The 22,669-nt window shown below is 69.3% G+C and carries 17 protein-coding genes; 7 read left to right on the top strand and 10 right to left on the bottom strand.

Features of this window, described 5'->3' with window-relative positions; translation table 11 throughout:
- The first annotated feature begins 135 nt into the window (after nt 1-135).
- Both ACYVDG_RS05985 and ilvD read left to right on the top strand, forming a co-directional pair.
- Nucleotides 136-921 (top strand): nuclease-related domain-containing protein, encoded by a 786-nt coding sequence (locus ACYVDG_RS05985; protein ID WP_460747422.1) that lies wholly within the window; start codon nt 136-138, stop codon nt 919-921.
- Nucleotides 922-1,200: 279 nt separating this feature from the next.
- A complete protein-coding gene (gene ilvD, locus ACYVDG_RS05980) occupies nt 1,201-3,063 on the top strand; it encodes a dihydroxy-acid dehydratase (protein ID WP_460747329.1) in 1,863 nt (620 codons plus the stop codon).
- A gap of 3 nt (nt 3,064-3,066) precedes the next feature.
- On the opposite strand, the gene ACYVDG_RS05975 is transcribed toward ilvD, so the two are convergent.
- Together ACYVDG_RS05975 and ACYVDG_RS05970 are read right to left on the bottom strand one after the other, a co-directional pair.
- Complete coding sequence (locus tag ACYVDG_RS05975) at nt 3,067-3,273, bottom strand: FmdB family zinc ribbon protein (RefSeq protein WP_460747328.1); 207 nt, start codon at nt 3,271-3,273, stop codon at nt 3,067-3,069.
- A gap of 188 nt (nt 3,274-3,461) precedes the next feature.
- A complete protein-coding gene (locus ACYVDG_RS05970; protein WP_460747327.1) occupies nt 3,462-4,013 on the bottom strand; it encodes an HNH endonuclease in 552 nt (183 codons plus the stop codon).
- Between the two features lie 327 nt (nt 4,014-4,340).
- Between ACYVDG_RS05970 and ACYVDG_RS05965 the strand changes: the two genes are divergently transcribed.
- On the top strand, nt 4,341-6,434 hold the full coding sequence (locus tag ACYVDG_RS05965) for a prolyl oligopeptidase family serine peptidase (RefSeq protein WP_460747326.1): 2,094 nt from the start codon (nt 4,341-4,343) through the stop codon (nt 6,432-6,434).
- Between the two features lie 252 nt (nt 6,435-6,686).
- The gene (locus tag ACYVDG_RS05960; protein ID WP_460747325.1) at nt 6,687-7,133 is read left to right on the top strand and encodes an acyl-CoA thioesterase; all 447 of its coding nucleotides are present in this window, start codon (nt 6,687-6,689) and stop codon (nt 7,131-7,133) included.
- A gap of 12 nt (nt 7,134-7,145) precedes the next feature.
- Here ACYVDG_RS05960 and ACYVDG_RS05955 read toward each other — a convergent pair whose 3' ends face one another.
- The 3 genes from ACYVDG_RS05955 to ettA form a co-directional block, all read right to left on the bottom strand.
- Nucleotides 7,146-7,697 carry a globin gene (locus tag ACYVDG_RS05955; RefSeq protein ID WP_460747323.1) on the bottom strand — a complete coding sequence of 184 codons (552 nt, stop codon included), beginning with the start codon at nt 7,695-7,697 and terminating at the stop codon, nt 7,146-7,148.
- 84 nt (nt 7,698-7,781) lie between these two features.
- Nucleotides 7,782-8,540 (bottom strand): arginase family protein, encoded by a 759-nt coding sequence (locus ACYVDG_RS05950; protein ID WP_460747322.1) that lies wholly within the window; start codon nt 8,538-8,540, stop codon nt 7,782-7,784.
- Between the two features lie 190 nt (nt 8,541-8,730).
- Nucleotides 8,731-10,395, bottom strand: a complete 1,665-nt coding sequence (ettA, locus tag ACYVDG_RS05945) for an energy-dependent translational throttle protein EttA (RefSeq protein WP_460747321.1) — start codon at nt 10,393-10,395, stop codon at nt 8,731-8,733.
- 615 nt (nt 10,396-11,010) lie between these two features.
- Between ettA and ACYVDG_RS05940 the strand changes: the two genes are divergently transcribed.
- Nucleotides 11,011-12,342 (top strand): HNH endonuclease signature motif containing protein, encoded by a 1,332-nt coding sequence (locus ACYVDG_RS05940; protein ID WP_460747320.1) that lies wholly within the window; start codon nt 11,011-11,013, stop codon nt 12,340-12,342.
- Between the two features lie 818 nt (nt 12,343-13,160).
- Here ACYVDG_RS05940 and ACYVDG_RS05935 read toward each other — a convergent pair.
- Nucleotides 13,161-13,409 (bottom strand): GntR family transcriptional regulator, encoded by a 249-nt coding sequence (locus tag ACYVDG_RS05935; RefSeq protein ID WP_460747319.1) that lies wholly within the window; start codon nt 13,407-13,409, stop codon nt 13,161-13,163.
- A 163-nt stretch (nt 13,410-13,572) separates the two neighbouring features.
- On the opposite strand from ACYVDG_RS05935, the gene ACYVDG_RS05930 reads away from it, so the two are divergent.
- Nucleotides 13,573-14,007: a hypothetical protein gene (locus ACYVDG_RS05930; RefSeq protein WP_460747318.1), complete on the top strand. Its 435-nt coding sequence runs from the start codon at nt 13,573-13,575 to the stop codon at nt 14,005-14,007.
- Nucleotides 14,004-14,354, top strand: a complete 351-nt coding sequence (locus ACYVDG_RS05925) for a hypothetical protein (RefSeq protein ID WP_460747317.1) — start codon at nt 14,004-14,006, stop codon at nt 14,352-14,354. The genes ACYVDG_RS05930 and ACYVDG_RS05925 overlap by 4 nt, the downstream gene beginning before the upstream one ends.
- A gap of 135 nt (nt 14,355-14,489) precedes the next feature.
- Here ACYVDG_RS05925 and ACYVDG_RS05920 read toward each other — a convergent pair whose 3' ends face one another.
- The 4 genes from ACYVDG_RS05920 to ACYVDG_RS05905 all read right to left on the bottom strand — a co-directional run bounded on the left by ACYVDG_RS05920 (nt 14,490) and on the right by ACYVDG_RS05905 (nt 22,665).
- On the bottom strand, nt 14,490-15,569 hold the full coding sequence (locus ACYVDG_RS05920) for a DUF4192 domain-containing protein (protein WP_460747316.1): 1,080 nt from the start codon (nt 15,567-15,569) through the stop codon (nt 14,490-14,492).
- Nucleotides 15,570-15,834: 265 nt separating this feature from the next.
- Complete coding sequence (locus ACYVDG_RS05915) at nt 15,835-17,187, bottom strand: sensor domain-containing diguanylate cyclase (protein WP_460747315.1); 1,353 nt, start codon at nt 17,185-17,187, stop codon at nt 15,835-15,837.
- Between the two features lie 574 nt (nt 17,188-17,761).
- Entirely contained in the window at nt 17,762-20,776 is a 3,015-nt protein-coding gene (locus ACYVDG_RS05910; RefSeq protein ID WP_460747314.1) for a GTPase, read from the bottom strand.
- Nucleotides 20,773-22,665, bottom strand: a complete 1,893-nt coding sequence (locus ACYVDG_RS05905) for a dynamin family protein (RefSeq protein ID WP_460747313.1) — start codon at nt 22,663-22,665, stop codon at nt 20,773-20,775. Before ACYVDG_RS05905 ends, ACYVDG_RS05910 begins: the two co-directional genes overlap by 4 nt.
- Nucleotides 22,666-22,669 lie beyond the last annotated feature (4 nt).

The raw sequence follows: 22,669 nt of genomic DNA, 5'->3' as shown, positions 1-22,669 counted from the left end.
GGTAATCGTTCCCTGTCCTGGTGTCCCAAACACGCATGGGCCCGAGGACACAAGGGAAGCAAAGTGTGAGAAGTAATGCTCTAGGACTCAGATATGGATGGAACTAACCTGTCCGTCGTGGAATCGGCAACCAGTGTGAACGGTCGTAGCCCATCGTCTGACGGGTCGGAGCCCGAACGACCCGAAGCCCTCTTCTTCCCCAACCAGCGCAAGGAGTCCGGCGGGCCGGGCGGCAAGGCCCTCTACGGGAGCCTCAAGTCCAACGACGCCGCGCGCCGGTGGATACTCCGGAGCGCTGCCGCCGCGCTGGCGGCGGGCGCCTTCGGCATGCTCAGCGGGGACTGGAGGGTCGGTGTGACCTTCGGGATCATCGCCCTGGTCGCGGTCATGGTCTGGAGCTCCCGGCGCGAGTCGGAGATCCCCCGCTGGCGCAAGCCCTCGGCCGCCCAGCGCCGCACCGAAGCCCAGCTCAAGCTCATGAAGCAGCTCGGTTACCGCGTGCTTCACGCACGTGCCGTGCCCGGCGGCAACGGCCAGATCGACCACTTCATCGTGGGTCGGCGCGGCGCGTTCGCCATCGACTCGGAGTCCTGGGACAAGCGCCTCCCGCTGCGCAACAAGCTGGAGAAGCTCTACCACGGACGGTTCAGCAAGAACGAGCGGATCGATGAGGCCCTGGAGGAGGCCAAGCGCGCGGAGGAGCTCATCAGCGCGGAGCTCGGCCGGGACATCTCGGTACGCGCGTCCCTGGCCATCTACGGACCAGGCATGCCCTGGGACAGCCATCGGCTCCGGGGCGTGGACATCATCACCGGAAACAAGGTCCGCAAGTGGTTGCGCAGCGGGCGCGACCGCCTCAGCGAGACCGAGATCGAGGAGATCTACCAGGCAGCCAAGAAGGCCCTGCCGCCCCGTTACTAATCCCCTCCCCCGTCGAGGAACGGCCCGGAAACCGGCCACACCGTGGTGGCCTCCGGGCCCTACGTATGCCAGGGGCCGAGCGACTTGCCCCGAAACACCCCGCTACGGCCGCGTTCGGGACAGAGCGCCCCGAAAAGCTTGAAAAGCCCCCTTGCTGACCTCCGAGCCCGCCGAAGAGTCTCAGCATGCGGAACGGTGGTCTTTCGAGTCGAGACCAAACCTGCCCCCGGAGGGGATTACCATCGAGGGGAAACACCCGTAACGATGGGAGTCCACCCGATGCCCGCCCTACGCTCACGCACGGTCACCCACGGCAGGAACATGGCTGGCGCCCGCGCTCTCATGCGCGCTACCGGCGTAGAGCGCGAGGACTTCGGCAAGCCCATCGTGGCCGTAGCCAACAGCTTCACGGAGTTCGTGCCCGGGCACGTACACCTGCGCGAGGTCGCCGAGGTCGTCGCGAACGCCATCAAGGAGGCCGGTGGCGTCCCCCGCGAGTTCAACTCCATCGCCGTCGACGACGGCATCGCCATGGGACACGGCGGCATGCTGTACTCGCTGCCCAGCCGCGAGCTCATCGCCGACTCCCTCGAATACATGGTCAACGCGCACTGCGCCGACGCCCTGGTGTGCGTGTCCAACTGCGACAAGATCACCCCTGGCATGCTGCTCGCGGCGATGCGCCTCAACATCCCCACCGTGTTCGTCTCCGGCGGCCCCATGGAGGCCGGGAAGGTCACGGTGGTCGAGGGCACGGCCACCACCGTCAAGAAGCTCGACCTGATCAACCCCATGATCGCCGCGGCCGACGAGAGCGTCTCCCAGTCCGAGCTGGACGAGATGGAAGAGAACGCCTGCCCGACCTGCGGTTCCTGCTCCGGCATGTTCACCGCCAACTCGATGAACTGCCTCACCGAGGCCATGGGGCTGGCCCTGCCCGGCAACGGCACTGTCCTGGCCACCCACACCGCCCGCAAAGCCCTGTACGAAGACGCCGGGCGCCGGGTGGTGGAAGCGGCCAAGCGCTACTACCAGGATGACGACGACTCGGTGCTGCCGCTGTCCATCGCCACCCCGGCAGCCTTCGGCAACGCCATGGCCCTGGACGTGGCCATGGGCGGGTCCACCAACACGATCCTGCACCTGCTGGCCACGGCCCACGAGGCCGGTGTGGAATTCGGCCTCCCCGAGATCGACGAGGTCTCACGTCGCGTCCCGTGCCTGTGCAAGGTCGCTCCGAACACGGAGAAGTACCACATCGAGGACGTGCACCGGGCCGGCGGCATCCCCGCCATCATGGGCGAACTGGCCCGCGGCGGCCTGCTCGACACCTCGCTGCCGACCGTGCACGGCAAGACCATCGGCGAGTTCATCGCCGAATGGGACATCGTCTCGGACCAGGTCCTGCCCGAGGCGGTGGAGCTCTTCCACGCCGCTCCGGGCGGCAAGCGCACCACCAAGGCCTACTCCCAGAGCGTCCGGTGGGACACGCTGGACACCGACCGCGCGCAGGGCTGCATCCGTTCGGTGGAGGACGCCTACACGAAGGACGGCGGTCTGGCCGTGCTCTTCGGCAACCTCGCCCCGGACGGCGCGATCGTCAAGACCGCCGGTGTGGAGGAGGAGCTGTGGACCTTCTCCGGCCCCGCCAAGGTGTTCGAGTCCCAGGACGAGGCGGTCGAGGGCATCCTCAACAAGCAGATCGAGCCCGGTGACGTGGTCGTCATCCGTTACGAGGGCCCCAAGGGCGGCCCCGGCATGCAGGAGATGCTGTACCCGACGAGCTTCCTCAAAGGCCGGGGCCTCGGCAAGGCGTGCGCGCTCATCACCGACGGGCGCTTCTCCGGCGGCACCTCGGGCCTGTCCATCGGCCACGCCTCACCGGAGGCGGCCGCCGGGGGCGACATCGCCCTGGTCGAGAACGGCGACACCATCAGCATCGACATCCCGAACCGGGGCATCGTGCTGGAGGTCCCCGAGGACGAGCTGGACACCCGCCGCGAGCGCCTGCTCAAGGAACTGGGCCGGTTCCAGCCCCGTGACCGCCAGCGCCCGGTGACGCCGGCGCTGCGCGCCTACGCCGCGATGGCCACCTCGGCCTCCACCGGCGCAGCCCGGGACATCAGCCAGATCGAGAAGTAGGGCTCAGGAGCAGCAACCGCCCCCGCAGCACCCGCCACCACCGGAGGGCGCGGGGGCGGCGGCACGTCCGCCCACCGCCACGGTGGACAGGAGCCGGACCGTGTCGTCATGGCCTTGGGGGCAGTCGGCGGCGGCATCGGACTCCGCCATGGGGCGGGAGAGTTCAAAGGTGTCGCCGCACTCGCGGCAGCGGAAGTCGTATCGGGGCATGGAACCAGGATACGGGCGGGCGGCGGACGCTGACAGGGGCACCAGGCACTGCCCGAGGCACCGTGCGCGGACGAGGGTGCCGGGAGCGGACAGAGGTGCGCCCCCGGGAGTGCCGTGGGGGGTTCGGCGCTCCCGAGGGCGCTGGCTGGGCCGGGTGGGACGCCCGGAACCGACCCTTGCGGCCGCCGTTACGCGGCCAGGTGTGCCATGTACGGCTCCCACTGGGGATCGCCGTGCATGTCACCGTTGATCAACCGCCAGTGGGGGCCCTTGGGCACCTTGGGAGTCAGGTGCAGTTGCCAACCGATCTCGTCCAGGAACTTGTCCGCCTTCCGGTGGTTGCAGGGCTTGCAGGCCGCGACCACGTTCTCCCACACGTGGGCACCGCCGCGGCTGCGCGGGACGACGTGGTCGATCGTCTCCGCCTTCTTCCCGCAGTAGCCGCAGATGTGCCGGTCCCGCCGCATGAGCGCCACCCGGGTGAGGGGCACCCGGCGGCTGTACGGGATACTGATGTAGCGCCGTAGCCTGATCACCGACGGCACATCGTAGGCACGTGTCGCCGAGTGCAGCACCGCCCCAGCGCCGTCGTCGTGCACGACCTCCGCCTTTTCCCGCAGTACGAGCAGAATTGCTCTGCGCAGCGGAAGGGTCGTCAAGGGTTCAAAGCTTGCGTTGAGCAGCAGTACGTGGCGACGGGCGGCACCTGTGCCGCTCTGCTGGCCGCGCCGGGCGCTCATCGTGTCGCCCCTGCCGCCGGTTTCGGCGGCCGTGTCTCTTCCCCGGCCAGCCGTTCGGCCAGCCAGGAAACCTCCCTGTGCACCGACCCGAGGATCGGTGTCTCTGTACGCCTTGCCACACGGACCTCCCGGTGGTTCCCGCCGAGTTGCGTCCCGCATTCAGTTTGCTGGTTCGGACCGCCCCGGCGCCACCCCAATTTACGTCGGGCTGCCCAGAAAACACACGTTGTCGCTTTCTGGAACCCATTGTGCGGCCGACTCGCCAGGATTCACGTTGTCGCCGCGCCGAACACACTCGGTGAGATAACGGTGTATAGAGTGCGAAGTATGCGCGAACTCCGCTATCCCCCGGCCACCAGGCTGGACATCCACGAGACCCTGCACGGCCACACGGTCCGTGACCCCTACCGGTGGTTGGAGGAGGCCGGTTCCACCGAGACCAAGGAGTGGTCGACCGCCCAGGACGCCCTGTACAACCAGATCTCCCAGACGTACGGCGCCCGGGACTGGTTCGCCGAACAGGTACGGTCACTCCTCGGCTCCGGGAACATCGGGGTTCCGGTGTGGCGCGGCCAACGCCGGTTCCTCGCCCGCCGGACCGCCGAACAGGAGCACGCCGTGCTGCACGTTCAGGACGGCGACGGTCCCGAGCGCGCGCTGATCGACCCCGGGGCCCTCGACCCCGACGGCTTGACCACCCTGGACTCCTGGCGCCCCTCACCGGACGGTCGACTGCTCGCCTACCAGCTGTCCGAGGGCGGCGACGAGGAGTCGCTCCTGCGCGTCATGGACGTGGATTCGGGAGAACTCGTCGACGAGCCCATCAACCGCACGCGCTACAGCCCGGTGGCCTGGCTCCCCGACGGGTCGGCCTTCTACTACGTGCGCCGCCTGCCCGCCAGCGAGGTCCCCGAAGGCGAGGACTCCTACCACCGCCGGGTCTACCTGCACCGCCTGGGCACCCCCGCCGACCAGGACGCCCTGGTATTCGGTGACGGCCGGGACAAGACGGCGTTCTACGGGGTCTCGGTCAGCCACGACGGGCGCTGGCTCGTCCTCACTTCCGCAAAGGGCACCTCCTCCGCCACCGACGCGTGGGTCGCGGACCTGGCAGAGGGGCCGTTGGAGAGTCCCCGCCTGGTCACCGTCCAGGAGGGTGTGGACGCCGACCTGCGCCCCCACCTGGGCTGGGACGGCCGCCTGTACCTCCTCACGGACCGGGAGGCACCCCGCGGGCGCCTGTGCGTGGCCGATCCCGCCGCCCCCGGGTACGAGAACTGGACCACCCTGGTTCCCGAGGACCCGGACGCGGTCCTGGAGGGGCACGCCCTCCTCGACGGTGCCGGGTTCGCCGCACCCGAACTGCTCGTGGCCTGGAGCCGCCACGCGATCAGCGAGATCGGCAGACACTCCCCCAGCACCGGCGAGCGCCTGGGCACCCTGCCGATGCCCGGCCTGGGCAGCCTGACCGGCCTGACCTACCGTCTCGAGGGCGGGCACGAAGCGTGGTTCGGCTACACCGACAACACCCACCCCTCGTCCGTGTACCACTACGACGCGCGCACCGGTGAGGTGGCTCTGTGGGCCAGGCCACCGGGCGAGATCGACCTGCCCGAGGTGCGGACCGAACAGGTCCCCTTCACGTCGAAGGACGGCACCACCGTGCGCATGCTGGTGGTCTCCCCCGCGGAACCGGCCGACGGCCCGCGCCCGACCATCCTCAACGGGTACGGCGGCTTCCAGATCCCGCTCACCCCGGGCTACTCCGCCACGGTCCTGGCGTGGGTGCGTGCCGGCGGCGTCTTCGCCGTCGCGAACCTGCGCGGCGGCCTCGAGGAGGGTGAGGAGTGGCACCGGGACGGGATGCTCGGCAACAAGCAGAACGTGTTCGACGACTGCGCCGCCGCCGGTGATCACCTGGTCGCCACCGGGGTCACGAGCCCGGACCGGCTCGCTGTCCTGGGCGGCAGCAACGGCGGACTGCTGGTGGGCGCCATGGTCACGCAGCGGCCCGACCTGTTCGCCGCGGCGGTGTGTTCCGCGCCCCTGCTCGACATGGTGCGCTACGAACGCTTCGGCCTCGGGCAGCTGTGGAGCGGAGAGTACGGCACCGCCGAAGAGCCCGAGCAGCTGGGCTGGTTGCTGGGGTACTCGCCGTACCACAACGTGCGCGAGGGCACCCGTTACCCGGCGACCCTGTTCACGGTGTTCGACAACGACACCCGGGTCGACCCGCTGCACGCGCGCAAGATGTGCGCCGAGATGCAGCGGTCCACCTCCGCTCCGATCGACGAGCGCCCGATCCTCTTCCGCCGCGAGGCCGAGGTCGGGCACAGCTCCAGGTCGGTGAGCCGGACGGCGGCCCTGTCAGCCGAACAGCTCGCCTTCTTCGCGCACCACCTGGGGTTGCCGGTCCCCTGACCCGCGCTTCGTTCCAGCTGGGCAGAGCCTGACGGGAGAGCAAGGACACAGGCCTCCGACATCCCGGACAGCGGTTCCGTAGAAGGCCCTTTGAGACAATCGGGTAGGGCGCGATCGGTGATCGCGCCCTACCCGAGGCGCGTTTCGAGTGCCCGTTGCGCGTACGAGTTCCGTGCACGACACAGAGAGCGCGACCACGGGACCACCCCTCCCGGGGCACCCCCGGGAGTACCGCAGGAGAGGATCCAGGACGTGACACAGATCGAGGCCGAGAGCGCCACGACCACCGGGCCGCAGCGCTACGTGCACCTCGCGCAGGTGCGCTACGCCGACCTTGACCCGCAGCAGCACGTCAACAACGTCCGGATGCTCACCTACCTGGAGGACGCCCGCGTCGGTTTCCTGCACTTCGGTATCGGAGAGGTCGGTGCCGAGGGCGCCGAGAGTTTCGGCGCGACGGTCGTGGCCCGTCAGGAGGCCGACTACGTCGCCCCGCTGCTACCCCGCACCGAGCCGGTACGCGTGGAACTGTGGGTGACCGAGGTCCGCAACGCGAGCTTCAGCATGTCCTACGAGATCCTCGACGACGACCGCGTCTACCTGCGAGCCAAGACCGTGCTGGTCGGATTCGACGTCGAGACGCAGAGCGCCCGGCGCCTCAACGACGCCGAGCGCACACTCCTGGCCCAGTACTCCTAACCGCCTCCGGGGTCACCGCTTCAGGGAGATGGTGATGGGCTCGCCGTCGTCATCGTCGCCGCCCCGCCCGGTGTCGCGGGTGACCTTGCCGTCACCGCCCACGCGCACCGACGTCGGGTTGACCACGGCCGGAGGCGTGGCCTCCTCCGGCACGTTCACCATGCTGTGCGCGGCCATCACCATGTACTCCCAGAGCTGCCGGTCGAGGTCCTCGTCCAGCTCCAGGGAGTCGACCGCGGCTCGCATGTGCTCGAGCCACAGGTCGCGCTCGGCGGCACCGATCCGGAACGGGACGTGCCGCATCCGCAGGCGCGGGTGGCCGCGCTGCTCGTTGTAGGTGCGCGGGCCGCCCCAGTACTGGATGAGGAACAGGCGCAGCCGCTCCTCGGCGGGGCCCAGGTCCTCTTCGGGGTACATCGGCCGTAGCACGGGGTCGTCGGCCACGCCCTCGTAGAACCGGCGAACCAGCCGGGTGAAGGTCTCCTCACCGCCCACGGCCTCGTAGAACGTCATTCGCACGGGCTCTTCGCCCGCGCCCTGGTGGTCATCACGCGCGGAAGTCATCGCGTCCAGGGTATGCGACGGCCCCAGGTCCGTCAGGCCGGGCGGGTCCCCGGGAATAAGCGGCAAAGGTCCCGGGACCGGCCGTCAGCCCAAAGGTTCCAGCAGGTCGGCCAGCAGTCGTGCGCGGGCGCCTCCGGCGCGGTCGAGCTCCTCGTCCGGTCCCCAGGTACAGCCGATACTCAGTGCGACGACCCGGCCCGTTGCCAAGAACATGTGAGCTGCCGTGACTACCTCGTCGAGGGCTGGACCGCCGGGCGTAGGGAAGAGCACACCGGGCACCTCAGAGGGGTCGACGACGTCCAGGTCCAGGTGGAGGAGAAGGGGACCGTCCGGGATCACGGAGGGTTCGACATCGACGACGTCAGTCTGCCGTACGTCGGAACCGCGCAGGTACTCGGCCTCGGGTGGATCGAGGTCGCGGCCGTCGACGAGGAGTAGCCGCTCCTCGGGGATGTCCTTCAGCCCGAGCCGGTCGGTAGCCGGGGTCGGCCGGTATCCCGCGAGTACGCGCAGCGGTATCCCGCCCTCGTACCCCGATGCGCTGGTCTCCATGGTCTGGACGTCCCCGTGCGCGTCGAACCACACGACAGCGGGGTCCACGCCCGCGCGCTGGACCCCCGTGGTGGTGCCGAGGGCCACCATGCAGTCTCCGGACATCACGATCGGGACCCGTCCGGCGCGGATGTCGTCGGCGACCCGGTCAGCGACCTTAGTGTGCAGCGCCGCCATGCGGGTCCAGCGGTCGGCGTCCGGCAGGTCCTCCACCAGCGCCTTCGCGGGCATCGGGACTCGGAAGCCGGACAGGTATTCGTCCAGGTGGTAAGGCACGCACAGAATCGTCATTCGGCGACACTAGCGACGTGCGAACCCGGACGTACAGCGGGTTTCCGCACCCGGAGCCCGATCCGGGAAGGCCGGGTCGGGACGGCCAGGTCGGGACGGCCGGGTCGGGACGGCCGGGTCGGGAACGCGCAAGACCCCGCCGACCGGACGGATCCGACTGGCGGGGCCTGATGACGCTGTTCCCCTGCGACTAGTCGCGGGTGAGCTTGCGGTGGGTGACCGCGTGCGGGCGCGCAGCCTCCGGGCCGAGGCGCTCGACCTTGTTCTTCTCGTAGGACTCGAAGTTGCCCTCGAACCAGTACCAGGAGGAGCCGCCCTCCCACGCGAGGATGTGGGTGGCGACGCGGTCCAGGAACCAGCGGTCGTGGGAGGTGATCACGGCGCAGCCCGGGAAGTCCAGGATGGCGTTCTCCAGCGAACCGAGGGTCTCGACGTCCAGGTCGTTGGTGGGCTCGTCCAGGAGCAGCAGGTTGCCGCCCTGCTTGAGGGTGAGCGCCAGGTTGACGCGGTTGCGCTCACCACCGGAGAGCACACCTGCGGACTTCTGCTGGTCCGAACCCTTGAAGCCGAAAGCGGCGACGTAGGCGCGGCTGGGAATCTCGACCTTGCCGACCTCGATGAAGGTCTCGCCGTCGGAGATGGTCTCCCAGACGTTCTTGGTGTCGTCGATGCGGCCCCGGTACTGGTCGACGTAGGAGGTCGACACGGTGTCACCGATGGTGATCTTACCCTCGTCGGGGGTCTCCTCGCCGACGATCATCTTGAACAGAGTCGTCTTACCGACACCGTTGGGTCCGATGATGCCGACGATGCCGTTGGGCGGCAGCGAGAAGCTGAGGTCCTCGATGAGCACCCGGTCGCCGAAGCCCTTGGTGAGGTTCTTGACCTCGACCACGCTGTTGCCCAGGCGCGGGCCCGGCGGGATCTGGATCTCTTCGAAGTCCAGCTTGCGGGTCTTGTCGGCCTCCGCGGCCATCTCGTCGTAGCGGGCCAGACGGGACTTGCTCTTGGTCTGGCGGGCCTTGGGGTTGGAGCGGACCCACTCCAGCTCTTCCTTGAGGCGCTTGGCCTTCTTGGCGTCCTTCTGCCCCTCGACCTTGAGGCGGGCCTGCTTGGTCTCCAGGTAGGTGCTGTAGTTGCCCTCGTAGGGGTAGAACTGGCCGCGGTCCAGCTCGAGGATCCACGTGGCGACGTGGTCCAGGAAGTACCTGTCGTGAGTGATGGCGACGATGGTGCCCGCGTACTTGGCCAGGTGCTGCTCCAGCCAGTTCACGCTCTCGGCGTCCAGGTGGTTGGTGGGCTCGTCCAGGAGCAGGAGGTCGGGCGCCTCGAGCAGGAGCTTGCACAGCGCGACGCGGCGCTTCTCACCACCGGACAACTGGTCGATGGAGGCGTCGCCAGGCGGGCAGCGCAGGGCGTCCATGGCCTGCGCCAGCTGGCTGTCGAGGTCCCAGGCGTTGCGGTGGTCGAGCTGCTCCTGGAGCTTGCCCATCTCCTCGAGGAGATCGTCGGAGTAGTCGGTCGCCATCTTCTCGGCGACCTCGTTGAAGCGGTTCATCATCGCCTTGGTCTCGGCGACACCGTCTTCGACGTTCTCCAGGACCGTCTTGCTCTCGTCGAGCCGAGGTTCCTGAGCGAGCAGACCCACGGAGAAACCGGGCATGAGCCGCGCCTCACCGTTGGACGGCTGCTCGATGCCGGCCATGATCTTCAGCAGCGTCGACTTTCCCGAACCGTTCGGGCCCACGACACCGATCTTGGCTCCGGGCAGGAACGACCCCGAAACGTTGTCAAGGACGACCTTGTCGCCGTGCGCCTTGCGCACGTTTTGCATGGTGTAGATGTACTCCGGCATGCCTCCAGCCTAGGGCGTCCCGGCCGGTGCCACAGCCACGGTTTTTGAGGGATTGTGACCGCCTCACAGAGTTGCCTTCCGGGCTGGGGTGTCCTCCTTTCCCGCCGCCCGATGGTGGCCGTCTCCGCTGCGCGCCTCAAGGTCGTCGCCATCGAGCGCTTCGCGCGTCAAAGGCGCTCCACCTTGACCCGCTCCGCTACGACGGCGGGTTGGCGGCTATCGGGAAAGGGGGACGGGTGGTTGAGGTCTGTGGCGGTTCGGGCTTCGCCCGAACAGCCGAACCCCGTCGGCCTGACGGCCGATGCCTGCCACTCCGCCGGAGCGTTGACGGGTTGGGTGTCGCGGCCGGTCATGCTCTGCTGCGAACCGCCACGGTCGGCCCTTTTCCCCGATGATCTTGCCCCCAGCTCCACCCTCGACCGTCGAGAGTGGAGACAGGGGCAAGATCAACCCCTATGAGCGACCTGGAATTCCCGGTGCCAATAAACACCACACCAGGTGGCCTGAATCAGGAGCCCGAAGAAAGTCAGGGGGCACCCCTGACGAAAGTCATGCATTCAGCACGAGCCAGCGATAAGACTTCCTTTGTTCGGCCCTTTCGCTTACAATAGAAGAATGACGATCTCTCCCGAAGCACCCACCCCCACCGGGCACACCCCGGTGGATACCACGGTGGTCGCTGCCCGGGAAGAGACCACCGCGTTCTTCGACCGCGACGTACCCCCGGGGGCGGCGGGCGAGGTGCTGGACCAGGCCACCCGCGTGTGGGAACACCTCGACCAGATCAAAGTCTCCATGGCCGCACGGCTGGCCCAACTCGAAGCCACCGGCCAGCTGCTGGAACAGGGCGGACAGAGGAACCTGGAGGCGTGGCTGCGCCACGCCTTCGGCATTCCTGCTGGGCAGGCCAACGACCTGGCCCTGATCGCGCGCGCCCAGTTCCGCCAGGAAATGGCCCCCACCCTGCAGGCGCTGGCCGAAGGGACCCTGTCGGTGGGTGAAGCCGCAGCGGTCATCAAGGGCGCCGATGCCGGGGTGGAGAAAAGGCAGAAGGGCGACCACCCCGACCCGGAACTGTTCCGCGCGAAAATGGAATGCGGAATCCTGGACTTCAAGGAGTCGCGCCCGAACATGTCGGTGGGCCAGATCACCCACTTCGCCCACCAGCTGTGCATGCGACTCAACCCGAACAAGGTGGAAAAGGACCACGCGGCCGCCCACGCCGCCCGGGGCGCCCAACTGGTCACCACCTTCGACCGCACTTTCCTGTTCCAGATGTGGGGCTCGCCCGCCGACGCCCTGCGGATCCAGGTCGCGTTGGACAACTACCAGGTGCCTTTCCACCCTGAGGACGGGCTGTCCAAGTATGAGCGCACCTACGACGCCCTCATGGCCGCGTTGGGCTTCGCCCAGTCCCACCAGGGGTGCGACACCCCGACTACGGCCACGGCGTTGATCAACATCACCGTGCCCGCCACCTCCCTGGCCGGGGACGAGGAAGCCGAGGACGCAGGTCCGGCCACCACGGAGACCGGACAGGTCGTCCCCATCTCCGTGGTGCGCGAACTCCTCGGCCAGAGCTGGATCCGCCGCCTGGTGGTGGAGCAGAAGAACGGCCAGGTCCTGGACGTGGGCCGCTCCTGCCGGCTGGCCCCGCCCAAGATCCGAGCGGCCGCCTTCCACGGCCACACCAGCTGCGCCTGGCAGCACGGGTGCGACGTACCCCTGCCCTGGACGCAGGCTGATCACATCGTGGAGTTCTGGCAGGGCGGCACGACCAGCGCCGCTAATATCCAGCCGCTGTGCGCGACCCACAACCAGATCAAGCACCGGTGGTCGGTACGCCAGGACCGCCGCATGTGGTCCGGGCGCACCCGAGGCAAGAACCGGGGTGGGTCATCGGACTCGGGTGGGGATGGGGACCCAGCCCCAAACCCGAACCCGTAACCACCCACCCTCACCAATCACCCCCGTCACCGCCGGGTCCCTACCCGCACACGCCCATGCCCAGGCACGAGGGCTTCCATCTCCCGGGGTCCGCCGTGCACCGTGACCAGCCGCGACACCCCCAGGCGTCGAAGCGCCGGCGGAGTGGCCCACCCGGCCGCAGGCCGTGCCGTTCAGGGTTCGCAGCAGAGCATGACCAGCCGCGACACCCCCAAGCGTCAACGCTCCGGCGAAGTGGCGACTGACGGCCGCCAGGCCGTGCTTGTGCCGTTGGCCTTCCGGGGCCCTTCGGGCCCGAAGGGCCCATCGCCTCCCCGACCACACGCCCCGCGTTTCCTCATAGCCGCCAACCCGCCGTCGTAGCGAAGCGGGTCAAGGTGGAGCGCCAATGACGCGCGAAGCGCTCGATGGCGACGACCTTGAGGCGCGTAGCGGAGACGGCCACCATCGGGCGGCAGGGAAACCGGGGAAACCCGCACCCGACAGGCATCCGGCACCGACCAAGCACCTCACCGGGACAGTCCCCAAGAACCCCAACCCATCAGCGCCCTCAAGTACCACCACCCACCGGGGCCGGGTTGTGGGCATGCGGATGCGGGCGGGAATGAAGGGTCCCCCGATATCGAGCATGCGCGTCCGACCAGACCCCCGACAAGCCGGGCGCTGCGAGGCTGTGGATAACGAGGGCCGCCCGGCTGCGGACCACCTCACCGGCCGACAAGACTTGCCGTCCTGCCCGTACTCGCCCCGCAGTCCACACGCACGCCCGCGCGGCAGCACCTACACCCAACCATGGGCTCCGTTGTCGACCGAACCAGTCAATCTTCCTGTTCCGAACGCTCCGCAACGTAGGAGCCCTTCCCCCGGACCGTGGTGACCAGCCCCTTATCCGTGAGCAGCGAAATGGCCGCGCGGACGGTAGGGCGGGAGACACCAAACTCTTCGCACAGCGCGGCCTCCGAAGGGATGCGCCGTCGGGATGCGTACTCACCGCTTGCGATCCGCCCGGCCATGACCTCAGCGATCTGCTCAAAAAGAGGTTCCGGTCCGTCTAGATCAATGGTCATGTGGCGACGTTACGCCGCATATCGCAATGCATCACGTAATCTAACTGCGCATGACTTCACATGACAACACCTTACAAGTTGACGTACAGTGGGGAGCCTCACAAGGCGGCCCGGCGGCGCTACCAACACCCCGGGCCCGGACAAGCGAACAGGAGCGCTTGCCATGGGCTACGTTACTGCCCTGCTCACACTGCTCACACGACTCTTCCGGCCGACGCGCGGCGTGCACGTCTCGCCCTATGGCTACCTCTGGGGGCTCGCGGCCGAACTTCGCCGCCGACGCTCGCACCGCGTTCGCAAGTACATAACGGCTCTCCCCTGCACCGCCGACGCTGAGTCGCGCGCAGAACCCACTCCCCTGATCCCCGCGCCCCGCCGTCCCCTGGACGACGGGCCTCCGTCCGCACACTCCTCAGTTCGGGTGCAGCCCACCACCCGTTCCCTCCCCCGGGGAGCAGAGACGCAGGTGGACATCGTTCGCGGCCCGTACCGCGCGTGGGAAGCCCGCGAGGCACTCCGCCGCACGAACGGCCTCGGCTTCGGACTGACGGCACTCCGCGAACCCTCCCCGGCCGGGCACACGGGGGTGACGGCATGAACCGCACCTCCACTCTCACCCACCGGATCTCGTCCGCTCTGGCCGACCCCGGGCACGAGGCACACGCCGTGTCCCGGCTCAACACGGCGGACATGGCGTTCTCCCACCTCGACACCCTCCTGCGATCCGGTGCGGAGCCCCCGGACACGTGGAAGGTCACGCCCGGCGACTCCTTCACCACCTGGGTCTACGTCACCGCGCTGTACGACTTGGTCTCCGAAGTCCTCCGCACGGAATGGGACAGCTCGGAAAGCGCCGAAGCCCTTCAGATCGCGGCGGTCAACTGGCAAAGGCTGACCCGCGCACTCCAAGAAGGCGCTCCGCTCCCGGAGCCTTGGCAGCAATAGGCCACGTAGGCCCCTCCGCTCAGGCCCTCACCACGGGTTGGCGGGAGCTTGAGCGGAGGGTTGACGCACAGGGGGCGTCCACGCGCGCCGTCACGCCCCCTGTGCGGGTTCGGTGGGTCAGGGCCGGCCCCAGAGCTACCCCTGAGGTGGCGACCCCTCTCCATCGGCTCCAGCTTCCCCAGCAGGCCCGGCCTCCCCGTCGGGCCCGGCCTCATCGCCGTCCCCGTCCGGCTCCGCCTCCCGGCGCTCGGCCACGAACCCCCGCCAGCGTTCGGCGGGCAGTCCCCAACTCAGCGCACGGCTCATCAGGACCGCCATGGAGTACCACGGGTCCACGGACAGGGCCGCGTCCAGGGCGGCCTTGGCCAACCGCTGGTCGTCGTACTGCCAGGCGGCCACCGCGAGGAGCGCGGCGGGCGCAGGGCGGAGGCGTTCGGGCACGTGCCTGGTAACCCGCGACCACAGGCGGACGTGCACCTCGGCGGTCTCCGGGACGATCCGCGTCCACATGTCATCGCGGACCCGGAGCTCGGTGAGGTGGACGCCGATCCGGGCGAGGGCCGCGGGCTCGGTGACACGCTCTGTCTCCTCCCGGCGAAGCGCGCCGCGCACCTCGGGGATCCACCGGTTGACCAGTGCCGTCTCGGTGTCCTCCCGTGCGACCAGTGCCTCCTCGGCCGCCACCGCCTCGGCCACCGCCGCACGGAGGGTGCCGTGCACGGGTTCCAGGAGGCCCCGGACCCGGTCGGTCTCGGCTGGGCCCCCCGGAACCAGGCCCCGCAGGACCGCCTCGGCTGGGACCGTGGACACGCCCGGATCGAACAGCCTGCCCTCGGCGGGACAGCAGGCGTGGTTCCGGCAGATATAGGACCAGTAGCGTCCGTCAGTCACCCTGAGTGCCTCCAGGACCGGCATCCCTCTCGCCCGGGCCTCGGACAGGAGTGCGCTCACATGTGGTGTGACGCGCGCTGGCTGACCGAACCCGGCCACGAGCACCCCCGTGGCGTCGGCGGCCAGCGCGGCCCGGACCGCCGCCACCCCGCTGCCGGCCGGGGTCAGGACCCGGTCCAGGTGGTCGATCCCGTTGTAGAGCACCCCCAGGACCTTCCCGTCCCCGAGGACGAGCACCACCACCGCGTCAGTCAGGGGCTGTGTGACCAGGTACGGGAGCGCGGCCAGGAAGTCGACGGGGTTGCGCAGCCGGAGCGGAACCATATCGGCGTCTGGGGACGCGCGAGGGGCGGGGACGGTCGGGGAACCGGGCGCTACCGGAACCTCCGGTGTGGCCGCGGACCCGGACTCGGTCCGGGGGTCGGGATGGCGGCCCGACAGGGCGTCGGGCCGGGGGTCGTCGGAGGGATCAGAGGAAGGTTCATGCTGATCACAGGGCATAACCTTACGTTCGGTCACTGGAAGTCAACGTGCAACCGGGCTTGCCCGGAGCTGTGGACAACTCACGCCACCTCACTGTCTCAGCAGTTCAGGAGGGCTCACCGGGACTGGTGGTCGGGTCGGAGAGCTCACCTTCCCTGGGCCCCGGAATCTTTCCGGTGACCTCTGGGCGGCCCGCGGGCAGGCAGACCCGGTCGCGCCCGGTCTCCTTCGCGCGGTAGAGCGCGAGGTCGGCCGCGGTCAGCAGCTCCACGAGGTCGTTGCCGTGATAGCCGACGACGGCCACCCCGATCGAGATGGTGATCGACACCGGGACGTCGTCCACCGCGATCTCCATCCGCCCGACCTGGGAGCGCAGCCGTTCTGCCGCCTGCCAAGCCTCAGTGGTGTCGGCCCCTGGCAGCAGGACCACGAACTCCTCACCGCCGAACCGGCCGAGCAGGTCGGACTGGCGCAGCTGTTGGGCGATCGTGGTCGCCACCCCCAGCAGAACCTGGTCACCGAAGAGGTGCCCGTGACTGTCGTTGACCCGCTTGAAGTGGTCGATGTCGACGATCAGCACGGCGGCGCGACCGCGCGAGGAACGGGCCCTCGCGATCTCGTCGGCAGCCTCCTGCTCCCAGGTGGGCGCGTTGAGCAGCCCCGTCTTGGGGTCGGTTCGCGCCGCGACCTGCAACTGCTGGTACACCAGACTGCGCTGCAGCAGCAGCACTGGGGGCACCGCGATGACCAGAAGGAACAGGGACAGCTGGGCGAGGATGGCGACGGTGACGCCGACACATAATTCGACGGAGTCCACCAGGAGCGCTTCTCGGTCCCACATGCTGTTGGTCTTGGCGCCCGCGCTGAGCCTGGCGGCCATGGACACGAGGAGCGTGTTCAGCAGGGTGAACCCCGCGCAGCACAGCAGCGCGACGAACACACCGTTCACGGTGGTCAGGACCTCGTGTGTGGCCGGTGACCCACCGATCCCGGCGAGCAACCCGACCTGCGATCCGTGCCAGACCACCGAGGCGAGGAACCCGGAGACGCCCACGGATGCCGCGTTGAACAGCCTGCGGTGCACCAGCATGCGTCGGCTGCGGCGCTGGAGCAGGATGAACACGGGGATGGGTATGAGGAGCGAGTAGACCGGCGGCAGGAGGAGCATCGCGGGGAGCCACCAGGCCCCCAGTAGGTCACGGCTGAGCCCGGATGGCATGCCGATGCGCCGGATCGCCTCCACGCACACCACGGCGGACACCACGAGAGCGAAGAAGACAGTGAGGTCGAACAGCGTGAGAACCGTCTGTGCCGCGGCCACCCCGAACAGGAACAGCGCCAAGAAGACCAGCAGGAGCAGGTAGACGATCAGTCCTCGGGACTGCTGGAAGAACGGCCAGGACCGTCGTCCGCCATGGAGGCTCTCCTCGGCCGCCATCGGCTTCTCCGAGATACTCACCGCTCCATCCTCCCTCCCAGTTTCACCGTCTGCCATCCGTGCCATACACCCGACTCTGATGTGCCCATCGCCCCCTACGGTTCTCCATTCGACGAACCGGACTCGCCCCGCGTTCCCCCGTGGTGCCGCTCGGTCACCGGCAGGAACGCACAATCTCCCAGGTAGGCGGGTGGCAAGCACACCCTCCTTACTTTACATTACTTTGAGTAATAACTTAATTGCCGATTGTATGGGACGCGCAGGTTGAGGCTACCGTAGCTGTCACCCTCTGTTCTAGGGGGGTTGGTAACTGTGACAAATTAGGGCATCCTGCCATAGGGCGTCGGCGGTTCGGCCAGAAACTTGGCCCGGTTCGTCCGTCCGTCTGTCGTACCGACCGCTCGAGCACGCCTGCATCCAGCACTCGAACGAAGGAGCATCACATGGCCAAGAAGGTTCTGAACTGGAACTAGATCCCCCTCCCTAACGCAAACGGGGACGGGCGCCCAACAGGCTGCCCGTCCCCGGTTACTCCGGGTCGGCCGGGATTCACCCTCGGCCGACCTTTCTCATGTTCTGTCACGCACCAGCGCGGTCACCGCTGGACCCTGGCCACCTCGTAGGCGGCCCGGAAGGCCCGATAGCGCTCCAGTTCCTTCTCCATCGGCGCCACGACGCGCAGTCCCGCGATCTCCCGCACCCGCCCCTGGGCAGCGCGCTCCACGTCCTCACGGCGCTGGACCGCGGCGACCTCCACAAGGTTTCCGCAACCCACCCCGATCAACCAGCCCACCACAAGGCCGGCGAGGACCACCGCGCCCGAGTAGACGATGAAGACCGGGTCGTCGAACACCCGCAGGCCGGTGAACCCGCCACCGATCCAGCTCACGAGCGCGAGCAGCGCCCACGCGAGTCCCACTCCGGCCACGGCCAGCAGCGCGTACTGCACCGTTCGGGCCAGTCGCCACCACGAAGGGCTGCGGTCCGGGTCTCCGACCGCACCGGAGACCGCCTCGCCCAGCTCGGCGGGGAGTTCGGCGACACCGGAACGGGCTGCGGCGCGCATCCGACGGCGCCACGGGCCGGGCATCCCCTCGGACGCCTCGTCGGCCACCTCGCCCAGAACCGTCTCCAGCTCGGCCTCCCCCGCGTCGACGGGACCGCCGACTCCGGGCTCGTCCCGGCGCAGGAAGTCCAGCTGCACCGCGGCCAACGGGTCCTTGCGCAGCTTGGCCACGCGGCGGACCACCGGCCACCCGACCTGGCGCTTGCCTCGCCGGACGTCGTTGGTCTCCACCACGTCCGAGACCGCGGTGACGCCGGCCGCGCCGGCCAACCCCTCCTGGACGCGCGACCGCACCTGTGCGGACACCGTCGCGGGGAACTCCTCGCCGTAGAATTCCTCGAACGGTTCGACAACCTGGTCCAAGTCGGCCACCAGCCGGTCCACGAGGGCCCGTCGGTCGGTGACCGTCTCCCCCAGGAACTCGCGCAGGTCGCTGATGCCCTGGCCGGTGAGGGTGGAAGTGGTGATCACCCGAGGGTGCACACCCGACTCCGACTCCAGAAGACGGCGCAGGTCGGTGAGCAGCTCCTCGAGCTCGTCCGACTCCACCTTGTCCACCTGGTTGAGGACGGCCACGGTGACCGCTCCGTGCCCGGCCATCTTGGCCAGGTAGCGGTGGTGTACGGCGGCGTCGGCGTACTTCTGGGGGTCCAGGACCCACACGAGCAGGTCGACGGAGCCGATGAGGCGGTCGGCCTCTGCCGTGTGCATGCTGCGGACGGAGTCGTGATCGGGCAGGTCGAGCAGGACCAGGCCGGTCAGCTCGGAAGCGCCCGAGTCCAGGACGCTGGTCCGGGAGTGGCGGTACCGGGTGGGCACGCCCAACCAGCTGAGAAGGGCGTCGGCCCCCTCGTGCCCCCACACACAGGCGTGTGCTTTGGAGGTCGTGGGCCGGGTGACACCGGTCTGCGAGAGTTCGAGCCCGCACAAGGCGTTGAACAGGGAGGACTTACCACTTCCGGTACCGCCCGCCAGGGCCACGACGGTGTGTTCGCCGGACAGGCGCAGGCGCGCTCCGGCGTGGTCAAGGAGCTGCCCGGCCCGGCCGAGGACCTCCGCGGGAAGGTCGTCCTGACCGAGTTCGGTAAGCGTACTCAGGGCGTCCAGTCGCTCGATGAGTTCGGCGCGGCTGGTGGTGCTGGTGGGCTGCCAGTGATCGTGGGTGGTGGGGCGGTACTCCTCCTCTGCCTCCACCGCATGTGTCCCCTGCCCGGAGGGGCCCTCCTCGGCGGCCCCCTCCGGCCCGGGGCTGTTCTCCCCCGGGCCCTCGTCCCGGGTACGCCCTTCCGGACCGGGAGCGGCGGTGTCGCCGCCGATCGCCCGGAAGGCCCCGGAGACCGCGGACGGTCCGGGAATGCGGCGGGGCAGCGGTTCGGGAGCGCCTTCGCGCTGCTCCGCCTCGGCTGCCTGGGCCGCGTGCGGGTCCCCGGCGAGCTGTGCGGCGCCGGAGTCTCCGTGCCCGGTGGGCCCACCGGGCGCACCGTGTCCGCTGTGTTCTGCGGGACCGGAGTCGGGCTCGGAGTGTGCTGTCCCGGGCTCGTGGTGCTCCTGCTGTTCGTCATCCTCGGGCGCACGGGGCTCGGTCCGGTCGGTCCTGGCATGCGCCGCCCCGGCGATCGCCTCCTGAGCTGCGGTACCACCGCTCCGCTCACGCTGGGCCCGCTCACGCTCGACCCGGGCTCTCTCCAACCAGGCGCGCTCGGTCCAGGTGTCCTCCACGGGCTCATCAGGTTCGGCACCGGGCACCCCCTCGGTGGTGGTGCGCGCCTGGTGGCCACCCAGGGCTCCCCGAGGGCGGCGCTGCGGCCTGCCCCGTTCTCCGGAAAGGTCGGCTGAACCGTCGGAATGCTGGTCCGAGGGCAGTTCCCCGGGGCGCTCGGTGTCCGGGGAGATCACCGGGAAGGTACCGGTATTGCGCCCTGCGATCCGGGTGTCGTCGGCGGCTGAGGTGAGACTGTCGACCCAGCCCGCGAGACCGTCCGGGTCGTCGTGGTCCCCACTGTCCGGACCTTTCCGCTCCCCTACTGAACCGTGCCGCTCTTCCCGCGCGGGCGCGGAGGGGCGCGCGTGCCGCCCAGAGCGCCGTTGCTGGGCCCAATCCGACTGCGGAGACCCAGAGCCAGCGTCCGGCTGCGCTGAGCCACCCTCGCGCCCCTCAGGGCCGCGGGGGTCGACGCCCTGTGCCGAGCCCGCTCCGGACGGGTCCGGATACCCGGTGATCCCGTCGTAGGCAGGCGGGTCCTCAGCGGCGCGCTCCCGCTCCTCAGCGTGCTCGGGGTGTTCGGGCACAGGCATGGTGTAGCCGCGCCAAGGGCTGCTTTGATAGGGGGAGGCGTCACGGGTCGAGGCGTCGCGGCCCGAGGTGTCTCGGGGCCCGGCGGATTCGTCGTTCCAAGGCCCCGCCGCGGGTTCGTCGTTCCAAGGCCCGGACGTGGCGGGCCCGCTCTCGCGCTCCCCACCCTCCGCCGAAGCACGGGTGTCCCCCGGTCCGGTCTCGCCCGGTCCGGTGTCCCCCGCGTGGGCAGGGTTCCACTGAGTCGTCATCGTGCAATCTCAAGGTTGTACGTGGCCTGATAGAGCTGGACAGCACTGTCTTCGGACGGGATCCCCGCCGTCGACAGCGCGTGGTCGAAGGGCGCCCGCTCGTGCTTGAGCAGCCCGAGGACCCGCTGACGCAGGTTCTCCCGCGCCGTCCCGCCGATGCTTCGCAAAGACTGGGCGCCGAACAGCCCCTTGAGCAGCCTCTGCGGGGAAGGACCGGAGGCTTCGGCCGCGTGGACCCCGCCCCCGGACTGGGACCGCTCGTAGCCGAGCAGGTCGATGATCATGACCAGGGCGACGATGTCGTGGTCGAAGGTGACGAAACGGGCCACGGAACGCTTGGTGGCACCGGTGGCCGCGGTCATCTCCGCGATCTCCCGCTGCCACTCGGTGATCTCCTGGCGGACCTGCTTGGCGAGCAGCCCGGTGCCGGGCTGGTTGAGGGCTTTGGAGGCCAGTTCCGCACCGCCGGAGACGTCCTGCCAACGCTGCTCGATCTGGTCCGAGGCACGCTCGTTGGCGGAGACCACCACTGCCTCCAGCGCGTCACGCACGGCCCCTTCCAATGCACTGACCCGCTGCCCGCGTTCGGCCTGGTCGGCGCGGCCCTTGCGGCCGCGCTTGCGGCGCAGTCGCAGGCTCTTGGCGAGCTCGCCGCTGGCCGCGACCTCCTGCCAGCGCGCGAGCAGGGAGCCGCGCAGCAGAGTGCCGTCTCTCAGGGCGCCGTCGATACGGGCAGCTGCGCCCGCGTACTCGTCGTCGACGACCGCGCTGAGGGAGCGCCCGGTCTCGATCTGCCCCTCGACCTGGCGAGCGAGCTCAGGCACACGGGTGCGAAAGCTCTCGATGACCCCGATGAAGGTGCGGCGTGAGACCCGGTCCCGCTGCCCGGCCTCACCGGCCACGTCCGCGAGGTATTCCCGGATGTGGTCGGCGACGTTGGAGGTGAAGCGCTCGCCCTGGATCTGGTCGGTCTCGGGGATCGCGAACCGGGCGGCGTTGGCCAGCCCGTTGGCCTCCAGCATGGCGCCGAAGTGGTCCAGCAGCTGCCGGCGGCCCTTGCGGGGGACGCGGGAGAGCACCACGGCCAGGGAGGTGTCGCGGTCCCTGGCCACCTGGAGGAACTCCCACACCCGCGCGTCCGCGTAGCGGCCGCTGGTGGTGACGAACATCCACAGGTCGGCGGCGTCGAGGAACTTGGCGGCGAACTCGTGGTGCGCTGCCACGGCGGAGTCGACGTCTGGGGTGTCGAGCAGGGCCACACCCGGAGGCATGGCCTCGGTGGCCGCGAGCACGAGCATGCCGTCCTTGCCGGGCATCGCCAGCCCCTGCTGGCGGACGCGGGGCAGGGTGGGGATGAAGGACGCCTCGCTGAACCAGTCCACGTCGGCCGGGTTACAGGCGAGCACCGGGCTGTTGGTGGTGGGACGGCGCACGCCGGTGGTGGTGACCTGCTCACCCACCAGGCTGTTCACTAGGGTGGACTTCCCCGCGCCGGTGGAACCGGCGACGGCGATGAGCAGGGGGATGTCGGGGCGGCGCACTCGGGGAAGGACGTAGTCGGAGAGCTGGGCCAGAACATCCGTCTGGAGCTCCTTGCCCTCGTCGGCGCCGGCCAAGCCCTCGGCGAACTCGAGGTCGCGGATCTGCTTGCGCAGGGACTCCAGCACCTGCTCGAAGCGATCGTCCTCGTTGACGGGGGCGCGGTGTTTGGCCGGTCCCGCGGACACGGGGACGGTGGGTCCGCGGCGTTCGCCGTCGGGTACACCGGCCGTGGGCGCGGTTTCTGAGCCCGCGGCGGCGGGCTGGTCGGAGGCGGCGTCCGGTCCGGTTCCGAACCGGTCCGAGGCATCGGAACCCGAGGTGTGCGGTGCGGCCGACGGCCGGGTCATGATC

It is taken from the genome of Nocardiopsis oceani (assembly GCF_054777395.1).
This window is presented reverse-complemented; position numbering and strand designations above follow the sequence as displayed.